Source organism: Amycolatopsis camponoti (assembly GCF_902497555.1).
Lineage (GTDB): Bacteria > Actinomycetota > Actinomycetes > Mycobacteriales > Pseudonocardiaceae > Amycolatopsis > Amycolatopsis camponoti.
Genome location: NZ_CABVGP010000003.1, coordinates 1551616 through 1565617, shown reverse-complemented (window position 1 = coordinate 1565617; position 14002 = coordinate 1551616). Strand labels below are relative to the sequence as shown.

10 protein-coding genes and 1 tRNA gene are annotated in these 14002 nt (G+C 70.2%); 5 read left to right on the top strand and 6 right to left on the bottom strand.

Translation table 11 applies throughout. From position 1 onward, the window contains the following. Positions 1–7 precede the first annotated feature (7 nt). Positions 8–2653 carry a putative bifunctional diguanylate cyclase/phosphodiesterase gene (locus AA23TX_RS44030; RefSeq protein ID WP_155548837.1) on the bottom strand — a complete coding sequence of 882 codons (2646 nt, stop codon included), beginning with the start codon at positions 2651–2653 and terminating at the stop codon, positions 8–10. A 284-nt stretch (positions 2654–2937) separates the two neighbouring features. Between AA23TX_RS44030 and AA23TX_RS44025 the strand changes: the two genes are divergently transcribed. The 3 genes from AA23TX_RS44025 (at position 2938) to lon (ending at position 7304) form a co-directional block, all read left to right on the top strand. Then, positions 2938–3876 (top strand): GNAT family N-acetyltransferase, encoded by a 939-nt coding sequence (locus AA23TX_RS44025; RefSeq protein ID WP_155548836.1) that lies wholly within the window; start codon positions 2938–2940, stop codon positions 3874–3876. 70 nt (positions 3877–3946) lie between these two features. Further along, a complete protein-coding gene (locus AA23TX_RS44020; protein ID WP_155548835.1) occupies positions 3947–4801 on the top strand; it encodes an SAM-dependent methyltransferase in 855 nt (284 codons plus the stop codon). Between the two features lie 100 nt (positions 4802–4901). Further along, positions 4902–7304: an endopeptidase La gene (lon, locus tag AA23TX_RS44015; protein ID WP_155548834.1), complete on the top strand. Its 2403-nt coding sequence runs from the start codon at positions 4902–4904 to the stop codon at positions 7302–7304. A 67-nt stretch (positions 7305–7371) separates the two neighbouring features. Here lon and AA23TX_RS44010 read toward each other — a convergent pair whose 3' ends face one another. From AA23TX_RS44010 to AA23TX_RS43995, 4 genes are all read right to left on the bottom strand, one after another. Then, positions 7372–9936 (bottom strand): DUF4407 domain-containing protein, encoded by a 2565-nt coding sequence (locus AA23TX_RS44010; protein WP_155548833.1) that lies wholly within the window; start codon positions 9934–9936, stop codon positions 7372–7374. Continuing rightward, positions 9933–10685, bottom strand: coding sequence for a hypothetical protein (locus AA23TX_RS44005; protein ID WP_155548832.1), 753 nt, complete (start codon positions 10683–10685; stop codon positions 9933–9935). Before AA23TX_RS44005 ends, AA23TX_RS44010 begins: the two co-directional genes overlap by 4 nt. Before the next feature lie 97 nt (positions 10686–10782). Then, positions 10783–11574 carry an FHA domain-containing protein gene (locus AA23TX_RS44000; RefSeq protein ID WP_230863112.1) on the bottom strand — a complete coding sequence of 264 codons (792 nt, stop codon included), beginning with the start codon at positions 11572–11574 and terminating at the stop codon, positions 10783–10785. A 361-nt stretch (positions 11575–11935) separates the two neighbouring features. Next, a tRNA-Tyr gene (locus AA23TX_RS43995) sits at positions 11936–12018 on the bottom strand. A gap of 118 nt (positions 12019–12136) precedes the next feature. On the opposite strand from AA23TX_RS43995, the gene AA23TX_RS43990 reads away from it, so the two are divergent. Together AA23TX_RS43990 and AA23TX_RS43985 are read left to right on the top strand one after the other, a co-directional pair. After that, entirely contained in the window at positions 12137–12628 is a 492-nt protein-coding gene (locus AA23TX_RS43990; protein WP_155548830.1) for a YajQ family cyclic di-GMP-binding protein, read from the top strand. A gap of 98 nt (positions 12629–12726) precedes the next feature. Beyond that, complete coding sequence (locus tag AA23TX_RS43985; RefSeq protein WP_196425872.1) at positions 12727–13200, top strand: HIT family protein; 474 nt, start codon at positions 12727–12729, stop codon at positions 13198–13200. A gap of 63 nt (positions 13201–13263) precedes the next feature. Here AA23TX_RS43985 and AA23TX_RS43980 read toward each other — a convergent pair whose 3' ends face one another. Beyond that, the gene (locus tag AA23TX_RS43980) at positions 13264–13920 is read right to left on the bottom strand and encodes a hypothetical protein (RefSeq protein WP_155548828.1); all 657 of its coding nucleotides are present in this window, start codon (positions 13918–13920) and stop codon (positions 13264–13266) included. Between the last annotated feature and the right edge of the window lie 82 nt (positions 13921–14002).

Here is a 14002-nt window from a genome sequence, read left to right as displayed (position 1 = left end):
CAAAACCTCAGGTCAGCAGGGTCAAGACGGTCTCGGAGTGGCGTCCCGGCGAGCGCGCGGTGCGGGCCTGCAGCCACGCCTCCAGGCGGTCCTCCGGCAGCGGGCGCGAGATCAGGTAGCCCTGGGCGACGTCACAGCCCATCGCCTCGAGCTGGTCCCGGGCCACGTCTTCCTCGACGCCTTCCGCGACCACCGTCAGCCCGAGCGAGTGCCCCAGCTCGACGATCGACCGCACCACCGCGAGGTCGCCGAGGTCCGTGCCCATGCCGAGGACGAAGCTCTTGTCGATCTTGACCTGGTCGACCGGCAGCTGCCGCAGGTACGCCAGCGACGAGTAGCCGGTGCCGAAGTCGTCCACGGCGAGGGTGATGCCCAGCGAGTGCAGCTCACGCAGGATCGGCAGCGCCTTCTGCGGGTCCGACATCACGCCGGACTCGGTCAGCTCGAACGTCAGCAGCTCCGGCGGGATGCCGACCCGCTCCAGCTCGCGGGCCACCTTGTTCGGGAAGTCCTCGTCGGCCAGGTTCCGCACCGACAGGTTGACCGCCACCGAGATGCGCAGGCCCTCGTCGAGCCACTTGCGGCAGCGCTTCAGCGCCTCGCCGAGCACGAACGACGTCAGCACGCCGATCAGGCCGGCCGCCTCGATGGCCGGGACGAACTCGTCCGGGCCGAGCCTGCCGAACTCCGGGTGCACCCAGCGGACGAGCGCCTCGACGCCGGCCACCTGCCGGTTCGGCAGGGTGATCTTCGGCTGGTAGTGGACGCTGACCTGGCCGTCTTCGAGGGACTGCCGGAACTGCGTGACCATCTGGAAGCGGCGCAGGAAGATCTGGCCCATGCTCGGCACGTACCCGCGGACCTCTTCGCCGCCCTTGGTGGCGCGAACGGCCACATCGGCGCGCTGGAGCAGGCCTTCGATGTCGACGACGTCGCCGGACTCCTCGGGCGTCGTCGTCGCGTAGCCGATCATCGCGTTGGCTTCGACCGACAGCCGGTCCACCGGATACGGCGCGGAAAGCTCCTCGCGCAGCCGTTCCGCCGCGGCGTGGGCGTCCTCGGGCGGGCAGCCGACGAGCAGCGCCGCGAACGACGCGCCTTCGAGGCGGGCGAGCGGGACGTCGGGGCCGAGCGCGTCGCGGATGCGGCGGCCGGCGGCGATCACCATCCGGTCGGCCCAGGCGTAGCCCAGCGCGTCGCTGACCGTCGAGAAGACGTCGAGGTCGATCCGCAGCACCACGGCGTTCGCGAAGTCCCGCAACGGTTCCTTCGCCACCTGCCGGAAGCCCGGCCGGTTGAGGTGCCCGGTGAGCGGGTCGTGGTAGGCGTCGTGGCGCAGCGTCGCGAGCAGCCGCCGGTTGTCCAGCGACGTCGCGAGGTGGCTGGCCATCGTGCCGAGCAGCTGGACGTCGTACTTGCCGAAGCCGCGCCAGCGGGACAGCCGGTCGTGCGCCTCGACGACGCCGAGCAGCTGGTTCGCGCTGCGCAGCGGGACGACGAGCGCCTCCTGCGCGCCGCGGTCGAGCAGTGCCGCGCGGACGTCGGGGTTGGCCTCGGTGATCCGGAAGTGCCGGACGTGCGCGCCGGGCAGGCGCAGCAGCGGGTCGTCGGCGGCCGGGTCGGCGGGCGGCAGGTCGTCGCCGGCGACGACGACGCGCATGGTGTCCTTCGGCTCGAGCCGGAGCCGCAGCACGACGCGGCCGGCGGCGAGCTGGTCCTTGATGCGCTCGGCGATCGTGGCCCATTCGCGGACGTCGACGCCACCGACGAGCTCGTCGGCGCGGCTGGCCGGGCGCGCCGCCGCCTGCTGGCCGGAGCGCGCCACCATCAGGCTGACGTCCGACAGCGCCTCCATGTCCCGCTGCTCGCGGAGCAGGTCGGAGTAGGCCCAGTACAGCGCGGTCAGGCCGAGGAACACCGCGAGCACCAGCGGCCACGCCTTGGGCGTGTTGGAGATGACGAGGTAGCCGGACAGGCCGACGGACGCGTTGACGAAGCCGACGACCAGGATCCGCGCGGTGAGCCGGACCGCGGTGCTGACCCGCATGCGGCGCCGCAGGACGCGGACCGCGGCCAGCGCCAGCAGCGTGCTCACCAGCGGTGCGGTGAGCGTGCCGGCCAGGGCGGCGACCCACGGGATCTTGTCGCCGACCCCCGCGCCGACGGCGTACTTGACCAGCCCGGCGACCGCGAAGGCGCCGGTGATCTCGAGCAGGAACGCGCCCGCGTTGTAGAGGACGCGGCCGGAGACCTTGCGCGCGAGCAGCGTGCCGATGCCGGCGACCAGGTGCGCGGCCAGCACGACTTCGAACGGCGCGACGAAGAACCCGATGACGAGCGGGATCTCGGTGAAGGAGATCGTCCACGAGATGCCGCTGCGGACGTCGACGTTGATGCCGAGCTGCTCGGCGAGCAGGAACGCGACCGCGAGCACCGGCCCGATCCACAGCAGCCGGCTGTCCCAGTGGAACGGCAGCCAGGACCCGACGGCGAACGCGGCGACGAGCCCGATGCTCAGGACGGCGAAGGTGTACGCGCGGAAGCGGCGCTCGTCGGTGCGGGCCTCGACGGAAACGGGCGGTGTCCCGGAAGCGGCTCCCGGCCCGGGCTGCGCCTGTGCGACGGCGTCGCCGTGGGCGTTGGTGTCCGGCATCCGACCTTCCCTCCCGGCTTGTCCACCGGTGCTGATCCGTGACTTCGGGTGTGGACAAGGGCCATACCGTACCCCGTAGGGCGTACCCGCGTCCCTTTCGAGACAGTAGGAGATCACCCCAGGGTTAACAATGCCTCGATGGCGCTGACCTGCGTGGACCAAGGGGTGAAACTCTGCGGCAACCGGGGCCGGGAACTCCGCCACCCGGCCCCCGGGAACACCCGTTGGCCGAAGCAGGGGTGGTTCTCTGCGCACGAGGTCCCGCGTAGCGCTTCAATAAGTGCATGCACAGCGATGTGATCGCCACCGAACACGCGGCCCGGCTCGCGGCGGTGGATCCCCTGCTCCCCGGTTCTTCTCCGTTCGAAGCGGCCGAGAACGCCGTGGTACTCGAAGTCGCGACCGGCACGTCGGCCGCCTCCGGCCTCGCCTCGCGCATCCAGGTCGACCAGGGCGCGCCGAACGCTCCCTGGCGCGCGCTGACCGAACACCGGCTCGACCTCCAGCTGGCGGGTTCGCAGCCGGCGGAGGTCCTGGACGCCCTCCTCACCCGATGGGATGAACATCTGCGCGCGGTCGCCGAGCGTGGCGACACCGAGACCGCCGCGGTGGTGCCGCGCGCCAGCCGTGACGGCGCCGGCGCGCGGGAGATGCTGCACCACGGGTTCGCCCCGCTGCGGGTGATCGCCGTCCGCCCGTCAGAGCGGATGGTCCCGGCGACGCCGCTCGGCACCCCCGGCGTCAAGATTCGCCGCGGCGAGCCCGGCGACCTCGAGACCGCCGTCGCGCTCGGCATGGAGCTGCACTCCTACGACGCCCAGTACGGCACGGTGAACTGGCGCGAAGGCGTCGAGGACATCCTGACCAAGGACCTGGCCGAGAAGCTGAACCGGCCGGAGCCCGCGGTGTGGATCGCCGAGCTCTACGGCCGTCCGCTCGGCATGGTGAACGTCCAGCACCCGGGCGAGACCGGCTGGATCAGCGCCCGCGTGGCGGCGGACCGCGTCGGCTACCTGTCGTCGCTGGCCGTCGCGAAGGAGGCGCGGTCGTCCGGCGTCGGTACCGCGCTGGCCACCCACGCCCACCACGTCCTGGACGAAGAGGGCGCCGACGTCGTCCTCCTGCACCACGCGGCGGCGAACCCGCTGTCGACGCCGTTCTGGTACGCGCAGGGCTACCGGCCGCTGTGGACGTACTGGCAGCGTCGACCAGCCGTTCGGTGAACGACTGGCGGATTACCCCTGCTCGCCAGTCCTTATAGGCTGGCGCCCGGAGCAGCGAGGGGAGCCGGAAGTGACCGATCAGCGGGATTCCGCGCCGAGAGCACCCGAAGGCGTCGACACCGAGAAACCGTCCGCGGCCCGGATCTACGACTGGTACCTGGGCGGCACGCAGAACTGGGCCGTGGACCGCGAGTTCGGCCGGCGCATGGAGCAGCAGTGGCCGCTGGTGCGCCCGGGGTCGAAGCAGAACCGCGAGTTCATGAACCGCGCGGTCCGCGCGGCCTTGAAGGCGGGGATCCGGCAGTTCATCGATCTCGGCTCCGGGGTCCCGACGGCCGGGAACGTGCACGAGGTCGTCGAGGCCGAGCTGCCCGAGGACCACGACGCGACGGTCGTGTACGTCGACTACGAGCCGGTCGCGGTCGCGCACGCGACGCTGATCCTCGAAGAGGAGGCGGCGACGGACTGGGCGGGCATCGTCCAGGCCGACATGCGCGACGCGAAGGCCGTGCTGCGCGCGGAGGAGACGAAGCGGCTCATCGACTTCTCGAAGCCGGTCTGCCTGATGATGATGGCGGTGCTGCACTTCGTCGGGCCGGACGACGACCCGATCGGCCTCCTGAAGGCGTACCGGGACAAGCTCGCGCCCGGGAGCTGGCTGGCGATCTCGCAGATGAGCGAGGGCGACGGGACCGGCGAGACCCTGGCGGGGCTGCGCTGGTTCGTCGAGCAGTACCGGAAGACGAGCAACCCGGTGTGGCTGCGCGACCGCGAGGAGATCGAGCCGCTGTTCGGTGACTGGCCGTTGCTCGAACCAGGCATCGTGCACCTGCCGGACTGGCGGCCGGACCGGAAGCTCAACGCGCTGGAGGCGGAGGCGCGGCCGTACGCGTGGTGCGGGATCGCGGAGAAGCCAGGCTCCTGACCTGCGGTTTTCCTGATCGCTGTGGGCGAACGCACCATCGGAAACAAACACACCCTTCGGAGAGTTGAGCTAGGCAGACTCAACTACACGAGGAGTGCACATGTCCGACACCCGCCTCCTGCCCGTGCTCCCGCTCGATGACGACGTCGTGCTGCCGGGCATGGTCGTCCCGCTCGACCTCACCGACACCGAGACGCGGGCCGCGGTGGAGTCCGCCCAGGCCAACACGCCGAGCCAGGCGTCCTTCCCGGGCATCCGGTCGACCGGCGCCACGAAGGCCGAGGTCCTGATCGTCCCGCGCGTCCACGGTGAGTACGCCGAGTTCGGCACCGTCGCGACGGTCGAGCGCATCGGCCGCGTGCCCGGCGGCAAGGCGGCCGTCCTGCTGCGCGGCACGGGCCGCGCGCTCGTCGGCCGGATGGCCGACGGACCCGGCGCCGCCCGCTGGGTGCACGCCGAGGACGCCACCGAGACCACCGACGACCGGACCGCGCAGCTTTCGGCCGAGTACAAGGCCGTCGTCATCTCGATCCTCCAGCAGCGCGGCGGCTGGCAGCTGATCGACGCCGTCCAGCAGGTCGAAGACGGTTCCGCGATCGCCGACCTGTCCGGCAACGCGCCGTACCTCGACACCGAGCAGAAGCTCGAGCTGCTGACCACACTCGACGTCAGCGCGCGCCTGGAGAAGGCGCTCGAGTGGAGCAAGGAGCACCTGGCCGAGCTCGAGGTCACCGACACGATCCGCAAGGACGTCGCCGAGGGCATGGAGAAGCAGCAGAAGGAGTTCCTGCTGCGCCGCCAGCTCGAGGCCATCCGCAAGGAGCTCGGTGAGCTCGACGGCACCGCGCAGGACGACGACTACCGCGCCCGCGTCGAAGGTGCCGAGCTGCCCGACGCCGTGAAGAAGGCCGCGCTGGCCGAGGTGGACAAGCTGGACCGCACGTCCGAGCAGTCTCCCGAGGGCGGCTGGATCCGCACCTGGCTGGACACCGTCCTGGAGCTGCCCTGGAACGAGCGCACCGAGGACAGCTACGACATCGCGGCGGCGCGGGCCATCTTGGACGCCGACCACGCCGGCCTCGACGACGTCAAGGAACGCATCATCGAGTACTTGGCCGTCCGGAAGCGTCGCGCGGAATCGGGTCTCGGCCCGGTCGGCGGACGGCGTTCCGGTGCGGTGCTCGCCCTCGCGGGCCCTCCCGGGGTCGGCAAGACGTCGCTGGGTGAGTCCGTCGCGAAGGCCATGGGCCGCAAGTTCGTCCGCGTCGCGTTGGGCGGCATCCGTGACGAGGCGGAGATCCGCGGTCACCGCCGCACGTACGTCGGCGCGCTGCCCGGCCGGATCGTCCGCGCCATCAAGGAAGCCGGCTCGATGAACCCGGTCGTGTTGCTCGACGAGATCGACAAGGTCGGCGCCGACTACCGCGGCGACCCGACCGCGGCGCTGCTCGAAGTGCTGGACCCGGAGCAGAACCACACGTTCCGCGACCACTACCTCGAGGTCGAGCTGGACCTGTCCGACGTCGTGTTCCTGGCGACGGCCAACGCGCTGGAGACCATCCCCGGCCCGCTGCTGGACCGCATGGAGCTCGTCACGCTGGACGGCTACACCGAGCACGAGAAGGTCACCATCGCTCGCGACCACCTGCTCCCCCGGGAGCTGGAGCGAGCGGGCCTGGGCACGGCCGACGTGGTCGTGACGGACGCCGCGTTCAGCCGGATCGCCGCCGAGTACACCCGCGAGGCGGGCGTGCGCGACGTGAACCGGACCATCGCGAAGGTGCTGCGGAAGATCGCGACGAAGGTGGCTTTGGACGAGGTCTCGCTGCCTCTTTCCCTCGACGCCGCCGACCTTCCGGATTACCTGGGCCGCCCGCGGCACATCCCCGAGTCGTCGCTGCCGGCGTCGACGCAGCGCACGGCGACCCCGGGCGTGGCGACGGGCCTGGCGGTGACGGGTGCCGGCGGTGACGTCCTGTACATCGAGGCGTCGCTGGCGGACCAGGAGTCCGGCGCGTCCGGGCTGCAGCTGACCGGCCAGCTCGGCGACGTGATGAAGGAGTCGGTGCAGATCGCGCTGTCCTACCTGCGTTCGCACGGCGCGGAGCTGGAGCTGCCGGTGGGCGACCTGCGCGAGCGCGGCATCCACGTCCACGTCCCGGCGGGCGCGGTCCCGAAGGACGGCCCGTCGGCCGGCGTGACGATGACGACGGCGCTGGCGTCGCTGCTTTCGGGCCGGGTGGTCCGGCCGGACGTGGCGATGACGGGCGAGGTGTCCCTGACGGGGCGCGTGTTGCCGATCGGCGGCGTCAAGCAGAAGCTCCTGGCGGCCCACCGAGCGGGGATGAAGACGGTGATCATCCCCCAGCGCAACGAGCCGGACCTCGACGACGTCCCGGCCGAGGTGCTGTCCCAGCTGGACGTCCACGCGGTGGCGAACGTCCGCGAGGTCCTGGACCTCGCTTTGACCCCGGCTTCAACGCCGGTTCCCCAGGCGGCGTAACCCCGAACGCCGCCACCTGAACGGCCGGTTTCCCTCTCCCCCAAGGGAAACCGGCCGTTTCTCATGCTCAGTGCTCGTCTTCGTCGAACTCGGTCTCGGGCAGCGTCGTCCGGATGGTGCGTTCCCCGTTGCGGCCGTTGTAGGCCCGCAGGGTCACCGTCGGTTCGTCGTCGGTCACGATCGAAGGCGCCGACGAACCGGACAGCGCCTGCGTCGGGACGTCGACCGAGATGATCCCCGACTCCAGTTCGGTCGACGCCGGTCGCGCCGCGGCCGGCCGGTCGAGCCGGACTGCCGTGGCCCCGACGACCAGCTCCGCCTGCCCGGAGTTGTCGATCTCCCGGGCCACCGCCTTGACCGCCTGCTTCAGCCCGGTCGCCGGACGAACATCGGCCTGGCCGACCACCCGAGCGGCCGGCTCCGGCGACAGCAGCGTGTGCACCAGCCCCGCGACGTCCCGCGGGATGTTCGGCAGGAGCTGGTCGAGCGGGGTGTACGTCGTTTCCCCGGATCGGATGCGCCGGGCCTGTTCCCGCTTGTCGGCGAGCCGGCCGGCCTCCTGGTGGGGAGCCTGACCGGTCAGCAGGTAGTACCAGGTGGCGCCGATCGAATACAGGTCACCCAGTTCGGGGTCGTCCTTGTCTCCCAGCAACGCTTCGGGAGCCGTGTAGTTCGGGGTTCCACCGCCGGCGCTGCTTACTTCGTTCCGGTCCGCCGCGGAGAACACGCGGGCGAAACCCCAGTCCACGAGGACCAGCAGCGGTCCGTCCAGCACGGCGTTGGTCGGCTTGATGTCACCGTGGCTGACGTTGTTGCTGTGCGCGTACTCGAGCGCGTCGGCGAGCTGACCGATGTACTCGGCCGTGCGTCCCAGCGTGTAGCCGATCCTGCCTCGGGCGGTGGCGTTCGCGATCCAGTTGACCAGGCTTCCCGGCGTGTAGAGCGGCGAGGCCGTCCACAGCCATTGGCGATCGACGCCCGAGTTCAGGATCTCGCCGATGTTGCTGTGCTGCAGCCGCCGGGCCGCTTCGACCTCCCGCTGCCACATCCGGCGTCGCGCGGTCCTGAACAACCGCCGCTTGGTGGCGGCCTCGTCGCGGACGGCCTTGATCGCGACTTCCCGGTCGGTGTCCACCTCCCGGCCGCGCAGCACCCGGCCGAACCCACCGGCGTCGGCGCTGTTCAGCGGTTCGATCGCCTGGTACTGCCCACCGAACACCCGGCCGAGCAGTTCGCGGTCCTCCATGTCCCAGTTGTGCGGGATCTTCACGGTGTCGTAGGGCTGCGGCTCTCCGGCCCCGGCGTCCTCCGCTTCGGCGGGAGCGGGTCCGTCGGGCTCGACCGCGTCGTCTTCGGCCGGCTCCTCCTCCGACGTCTCCTCCTCGACCGGTTCCCGGGCCAGCTTCGCCAGCTCACGCTCGAGGCGAACCCGTTGCCGTTCTTCCTCGATCTTGCGGGTGGTCTGCGCCTGGAGCTTGGCGACGTCACCCTCGAGATCGGCCTCCAACGTCACGCGGTCGAGCCGTGCCCGCTGCTGCTTCGCGTGCTCCTCACCGCGGAATTCGAGCTCCTTGATGTGGCGGTTGCGGGCGTGCACCACCGTGCTGTCGTAACGCGTCCGCCCTCGGCCGATCTTGATGAACAGCGGCACGAGGTCCAGCAGGATGAAGAAGACCGTCAGCATGATGTGGAAGCCCAGCGCCCAGCCGTCGGAGAAGGCGAACTTCAGCAACGCGTGCCACCGCGCCGCGAGGCCGTCTTCGGCTTTGGCCAGCGCGTCCGCCTTTCCCAGGTCGGCCTGGACGGCCTGGTCGAGCGCGGTGATCTGGCTGTCCAGCTTGGGTCCGTCGTTCGTCTGCGCGGTGGTGGCCCGCGTGAGCTCGGCCTGTGCCTTGGCCGCGTCCGCGTCCCGCTGCCGCGTCAGCCCGCCGTCGCCGCCCCGGCCGCTGATCTGACCCGACTTGACGAGGTCCGGCGGGCACCCCGCCGGCTGCCTCTCGCACACGGCCACCAGACCGGCTTGCTTGGCCGCGGTGGTCGCGTTCGCGACGTCGGTGTCGAGCTTCGCACGATCGGCCCGGAGTTTCGCGAGCTGCTGCGCCCGGTCGGTCGGCTGGCCGTCCGCCCCGACGATCAGCTTCCGCGAGGCCTCGACCTGCGCGGCGATGCTGTCGTTCATCGTCCGGTTGATGTCGTCCTCGAAGATGGCCAGCGCGCCCATCTCGGAGATCATGAACCCGAGCAGGCCCGCGCAGATGGCCCTGGCGAGGTAGCTGCGCCGTGCCGCGGTCCGTCTCGCCGGATCGAACACCACCGCGCAGATCGCCCGGTCGAAGCCGATCACGAACAGACCCCAGACCGCGACGAACGGAGCAGCCGCGCCGAAGCTCTGCGTCAGTTCCATGCCGACCGCGGCGAAGGTGGCCAGGCCCCACGCGATGAAGCCGTTGAGCAGCACGAAGAAGCCCGACACCTGGTACGAGGAGCGTTCGTGGCGGTCGTCGAGCGCCCGCCAGGACGCACCGCCCAGCCAGGCGAAACCGTTGCCCAGCATCCAGACCGGCCACAGCGGCCACCCCGGCCGCCGGGTGGCCAGCGCGTCCGGCGACGATTCCTGCGCTGGAGACGTCATGACTGCTCTCCTCGTTCCGTGTCGGCGGCCCGGCGGGCGGGGATGAGCCCCTCGGGTGAGCCGGGCCGCCAGGGATGGGCCCGCTGGACGGAGGCGTAGGTGATGGCTTCGGACTCGATCAGCAGCTGCAGGAGAACCGGGTCGACCCCGCGCCGGCCTCGGTCCTGCCAGGGGAAGTCGGGGTCGGTGTCCGCCGCGCCCACGAGCCGCTTGTAGGCCATGCGGTGGGCGTCGCCCGTGGGGAGCTCCGTCCAGCCGCGGATCCGGCTCGACCCCGCGGGCGGTGGCCAGCGGACGGCGTCGATCAGCGCCGCCACGATCGCGTCCCGCTGGGGCGGTGTCACCTCGATCACGTTTTGCGTCGCCCGCTCGGTGACCGGGCCGGTCTGCTCGGCGGACGAGCGCTCCCGGTCTTCCTCGGTGAGGTCGGCCGTGAGCGTGATCACCCAGTCGTCGGGGCGATCGGTGAGCCGGAACGCGATGAGGCCGTCCCGCGCCTCCCACGCTTGCCCGCTCGCGACGCGCCGCCAGTCCAGCTCGCCCCAGTAGCGGATCCGTCCCGGGTTCGGCACGCCTTCGAGCACCGCCAGGCGGACGCCCCGGCCAGTGTGGTGGACGAGCAGGTGGCGCCGCGAGATCCACGGTTCGGTCGCGGGAATGGTCACGTGGTGGCGCCCGGTTTCGATTCGTTCGGTGGCCAGGTTTTCCCCGCGGCCGACGAGCACGGACGCACCCCGGCGGATACGCACGGCTTTGACGCAGGCATCGGCGCGCCAAATCGTGAGGGCGCACTCATCACGGCCGGGGGCGAAAAGGCGGCCGGGATCGATCATGGCACCGGCGGGCTTACTCATCGGCGACCACCTCGAGCCGCAACCGGAGTTTCCGTCCGAGGCCGAGGATGTCTCCGTCACGGAGAATTCCGGCTTCGGTCGGGCGCGAATTGATGGACATTCCGTTCGCGCTGGCGAGGTCCTCGACGAGGAAGCAGTCGCCGCCCGCACGTGGCCGGATTCGCGCGTGCCGGCGCGACACGGTGGGAGATTCGACGACCACTTCGCACTTCTCGACGTCACGGCCGATGACGCCGCCGGCCGCCGGGATGCGCACGGTTTCCCCGGTCCGGCCGATGACGACCAGCCGCGCGCGGCCGGGCGCGGGGACCGCGGTGGGAGCGTCGTCTTCGAACAGCCTGGTGCGGGCCGGGCCGGTGGTCAGCGCGATCCGCGGGTTGCCCCGGATCGCGGACGGCTCCGACCGGCACTCCCGGATCCGGGCCTTGACCTGTGGCGATCGTCCGCGACGTCGCAGAATCTCCGGCAGTACCAAGGCGAGGTCCTCCTCGTCCGTGACGAGGTTGACGCCGAGGAGGCCGTGGTCCTCGGGGTTGATCTCGATGGCCAGCCACAGCGCGCCGGGCGCACGCGTCTCGGCGAACCCGGCCACGGTCTCGCCGATGCGGCGCAGCAGGCACTGGCGCTGTTCGACGAATTCCCGGTCCTCGCGCGCAGCGGCGACGCGGAGCCAGCTCAATGCGTCGCGGAACATCCGCCGGGCCATTCCCGGGCCGTCGTAGCGACCCTTCTTCTTCCACCAAGCGACCGCGCCGACAACGGCGACGATCACCATGATCAGCATCAACACCGGAGACCTCGCAGGTTACGTCGACTCTGCGGACGAGCATTTCGGACAACATCGAGCCGCGCCAAGCCACCGGCTCGATTCGTTCGTTTCCGAACGCGACAGTCTCCCGGACCCGCACCGTGTACGAGATCAGTAATCGCTCGACGGGCGGCAGTTGTTTCACCCCGGCCCGTCCGAAAAACGGCAACCGGTGGCATGGCGGCCGTGTTACCGGATGACCACCATTAAAAGGTAAGCCTATCGAGTGAATCAGGTCGACAATTCGCCGTCGTCGACCGGCTGCTCGCGCGGCAACCGATCCCGGGTAACGCAAAAGCTCCGCGACCTCTTACGAGATCGCGGAGCCTCTGACCTGTGGCGGGTGAGGGATTCGAACCCCCGTAGGCGTAAGCCAACTGGTTTACAGCCAGTCCCCTTTGGCCACTCGGGTAACCCGCCATGACCGGGCGTACCGGCCGGGGAGAAGTTTACCCAAGGGCTCCCGGCGGGGGTCAACCGGGATACCCGGGGCTAGGCTGGGTGGCCCCTGACAAGCGAGTACGAGGTGTGAGGACACGTGGCGGATCCCTCTTTCGACGTCGTGAGCAAGGTCGACCGCCAGGAGGTGGACAACGCGCTGAACCAGGCAGGCAAGGAGCTCGGCACGCGCTTCGACTTCCGCGGCACCGGCACGACGATCAGCTGGGCGGGCGAGGAAGCGATCACGGTCGAGTCCGAGACCGAGGAGCGCGCCCTGGCCGCGATCGAGGTGTTCAAGGAGAAGCTGATCAAGCGCAGCATCTCCCTGAAGGCCTTCGAGGCCGACGAGCCGGCGCTGTCCGGCAAGATCTACAAGATCTCGGGCAAGATCCTCCAGGGCATCGCTTCGGACAAGGCGAAGCAGATCGCGAAGTTCGTCCGCGACGAGGGCCCCAAGGGCGTGCAGGCCCAGATCCAGGGCGACCAGCTGCGGGTGTCCGGCAAGAAGAAGGACCAGCTGCAGGAGGTCATCGCCTTGCTGAAGGGCAAGGACTTCGAGATCGCGCTGCAGTTCACGAACTACCGGTGATTCACCCTCGTTGACCTGCGGGTATCTGGTTTCGGATGCCCGTAGGCCAACCCGGGCGCGGAGTCCCGGCCGAGGCGGCACGAAAGCGGAATTCAGCCATGAAGAGTGCGTGGCCGAGCGACTGGGCCGGCCGGATCAGCGGCCGAGCCTGTCCGATGTGCCAGTCGGAGCGCTTGGACGAAGACACCTACGGGATCCGCATCTTCAGCACCGCCGACGTCGACGCCGTACTCCAGCGAGCCGACATCCAGCGCGGGTACACGCTGGTCATCTGGCGTGGTCGGCACGTCGTCGAGCCGTTCGAGCTGAGCGAGCCGGAGGCGCAGTCCTACTGGAAGGCGACGCTGACCGTGGCGAAGGCGCTCGCCACGTTCTACCGGCCGCTCAAGATGAACTACGAGACCTTGGGGAACTCCGTTCCGCACCTCCACACGCACCTGCTGCCGCGTTTCGTCGAGGATCCTGCCCCAGGGCGACCTTTTCCACTGCTGCCGCTGAGTGGCGACGAAGCTCGGATCGATCCTGCCGCGCTCGCCGGCGACGCCGACGCTCTCCGGGCGATGCTCGGGTGAAGCGGCCTCGACCCGGCGTGATCGGGCTGGGGGGGCCACCCACTTGCAGTGGGTTCCCGCCGCTCAGGACGGTGTGATCGTCCAGCTCGCTTCGTAGCCGTCCACCCTCAGGTACGCCGGTCCCGCTACCTCCACCGTCTTCGACTGGTCGCCGATCGCGTTCACCAGCAGGTCGCGGACCTTCTCCGAATGGACCCACAGGGCCACGTTGCCGCGCGTCTTCGCCGTGAACGCGATCGACTTGACGCCTTCCGGGACCCGGAACACCGCGTCGCCCTTGCCTGAGGCCGTCGCGCCCGGGGCGGCCACCGGCAGGCTTCGGTAGTCCGCGATCGTCGCCGTCCACTGGGCGTTCGCGTGGACGGTCACCTTGGTCGTCGGGCGGTCGGGGTTCGTGTTCAGCCACGTGGTGCCCTTGTACTTGCCGATCGCGTTGACCAGGCCGTACTCGCCGCCGTCGGTGTCGATGATCACGTTCGCCGAGCACTTCGGGCAGTCGAACGTGAAGAAGCCCAGCTGGTCCGCCGGCCACGACGTCGCGAACTCGCCCTCGCCCCTGCCCGTGTGCGTCTCCGTCGGCACGTCCTTCAGCACCGGGGCCGCGGACGTCGTGGGCGCGGGGACGACCGGCGTGGACGACACGATCGTCCCGAAACCCGTCGACGGCTCGCACCCGGCCAGCAGGACCAGGACCAGAAGACCGGACAACCGAAATTTCATCGCTCCCCCTCGCAGCCACTCCACGTTACCGGTCACCCGAAAGCGCACAGCAAACCCCTCGAACGCGCGAATGCCCCGTGTG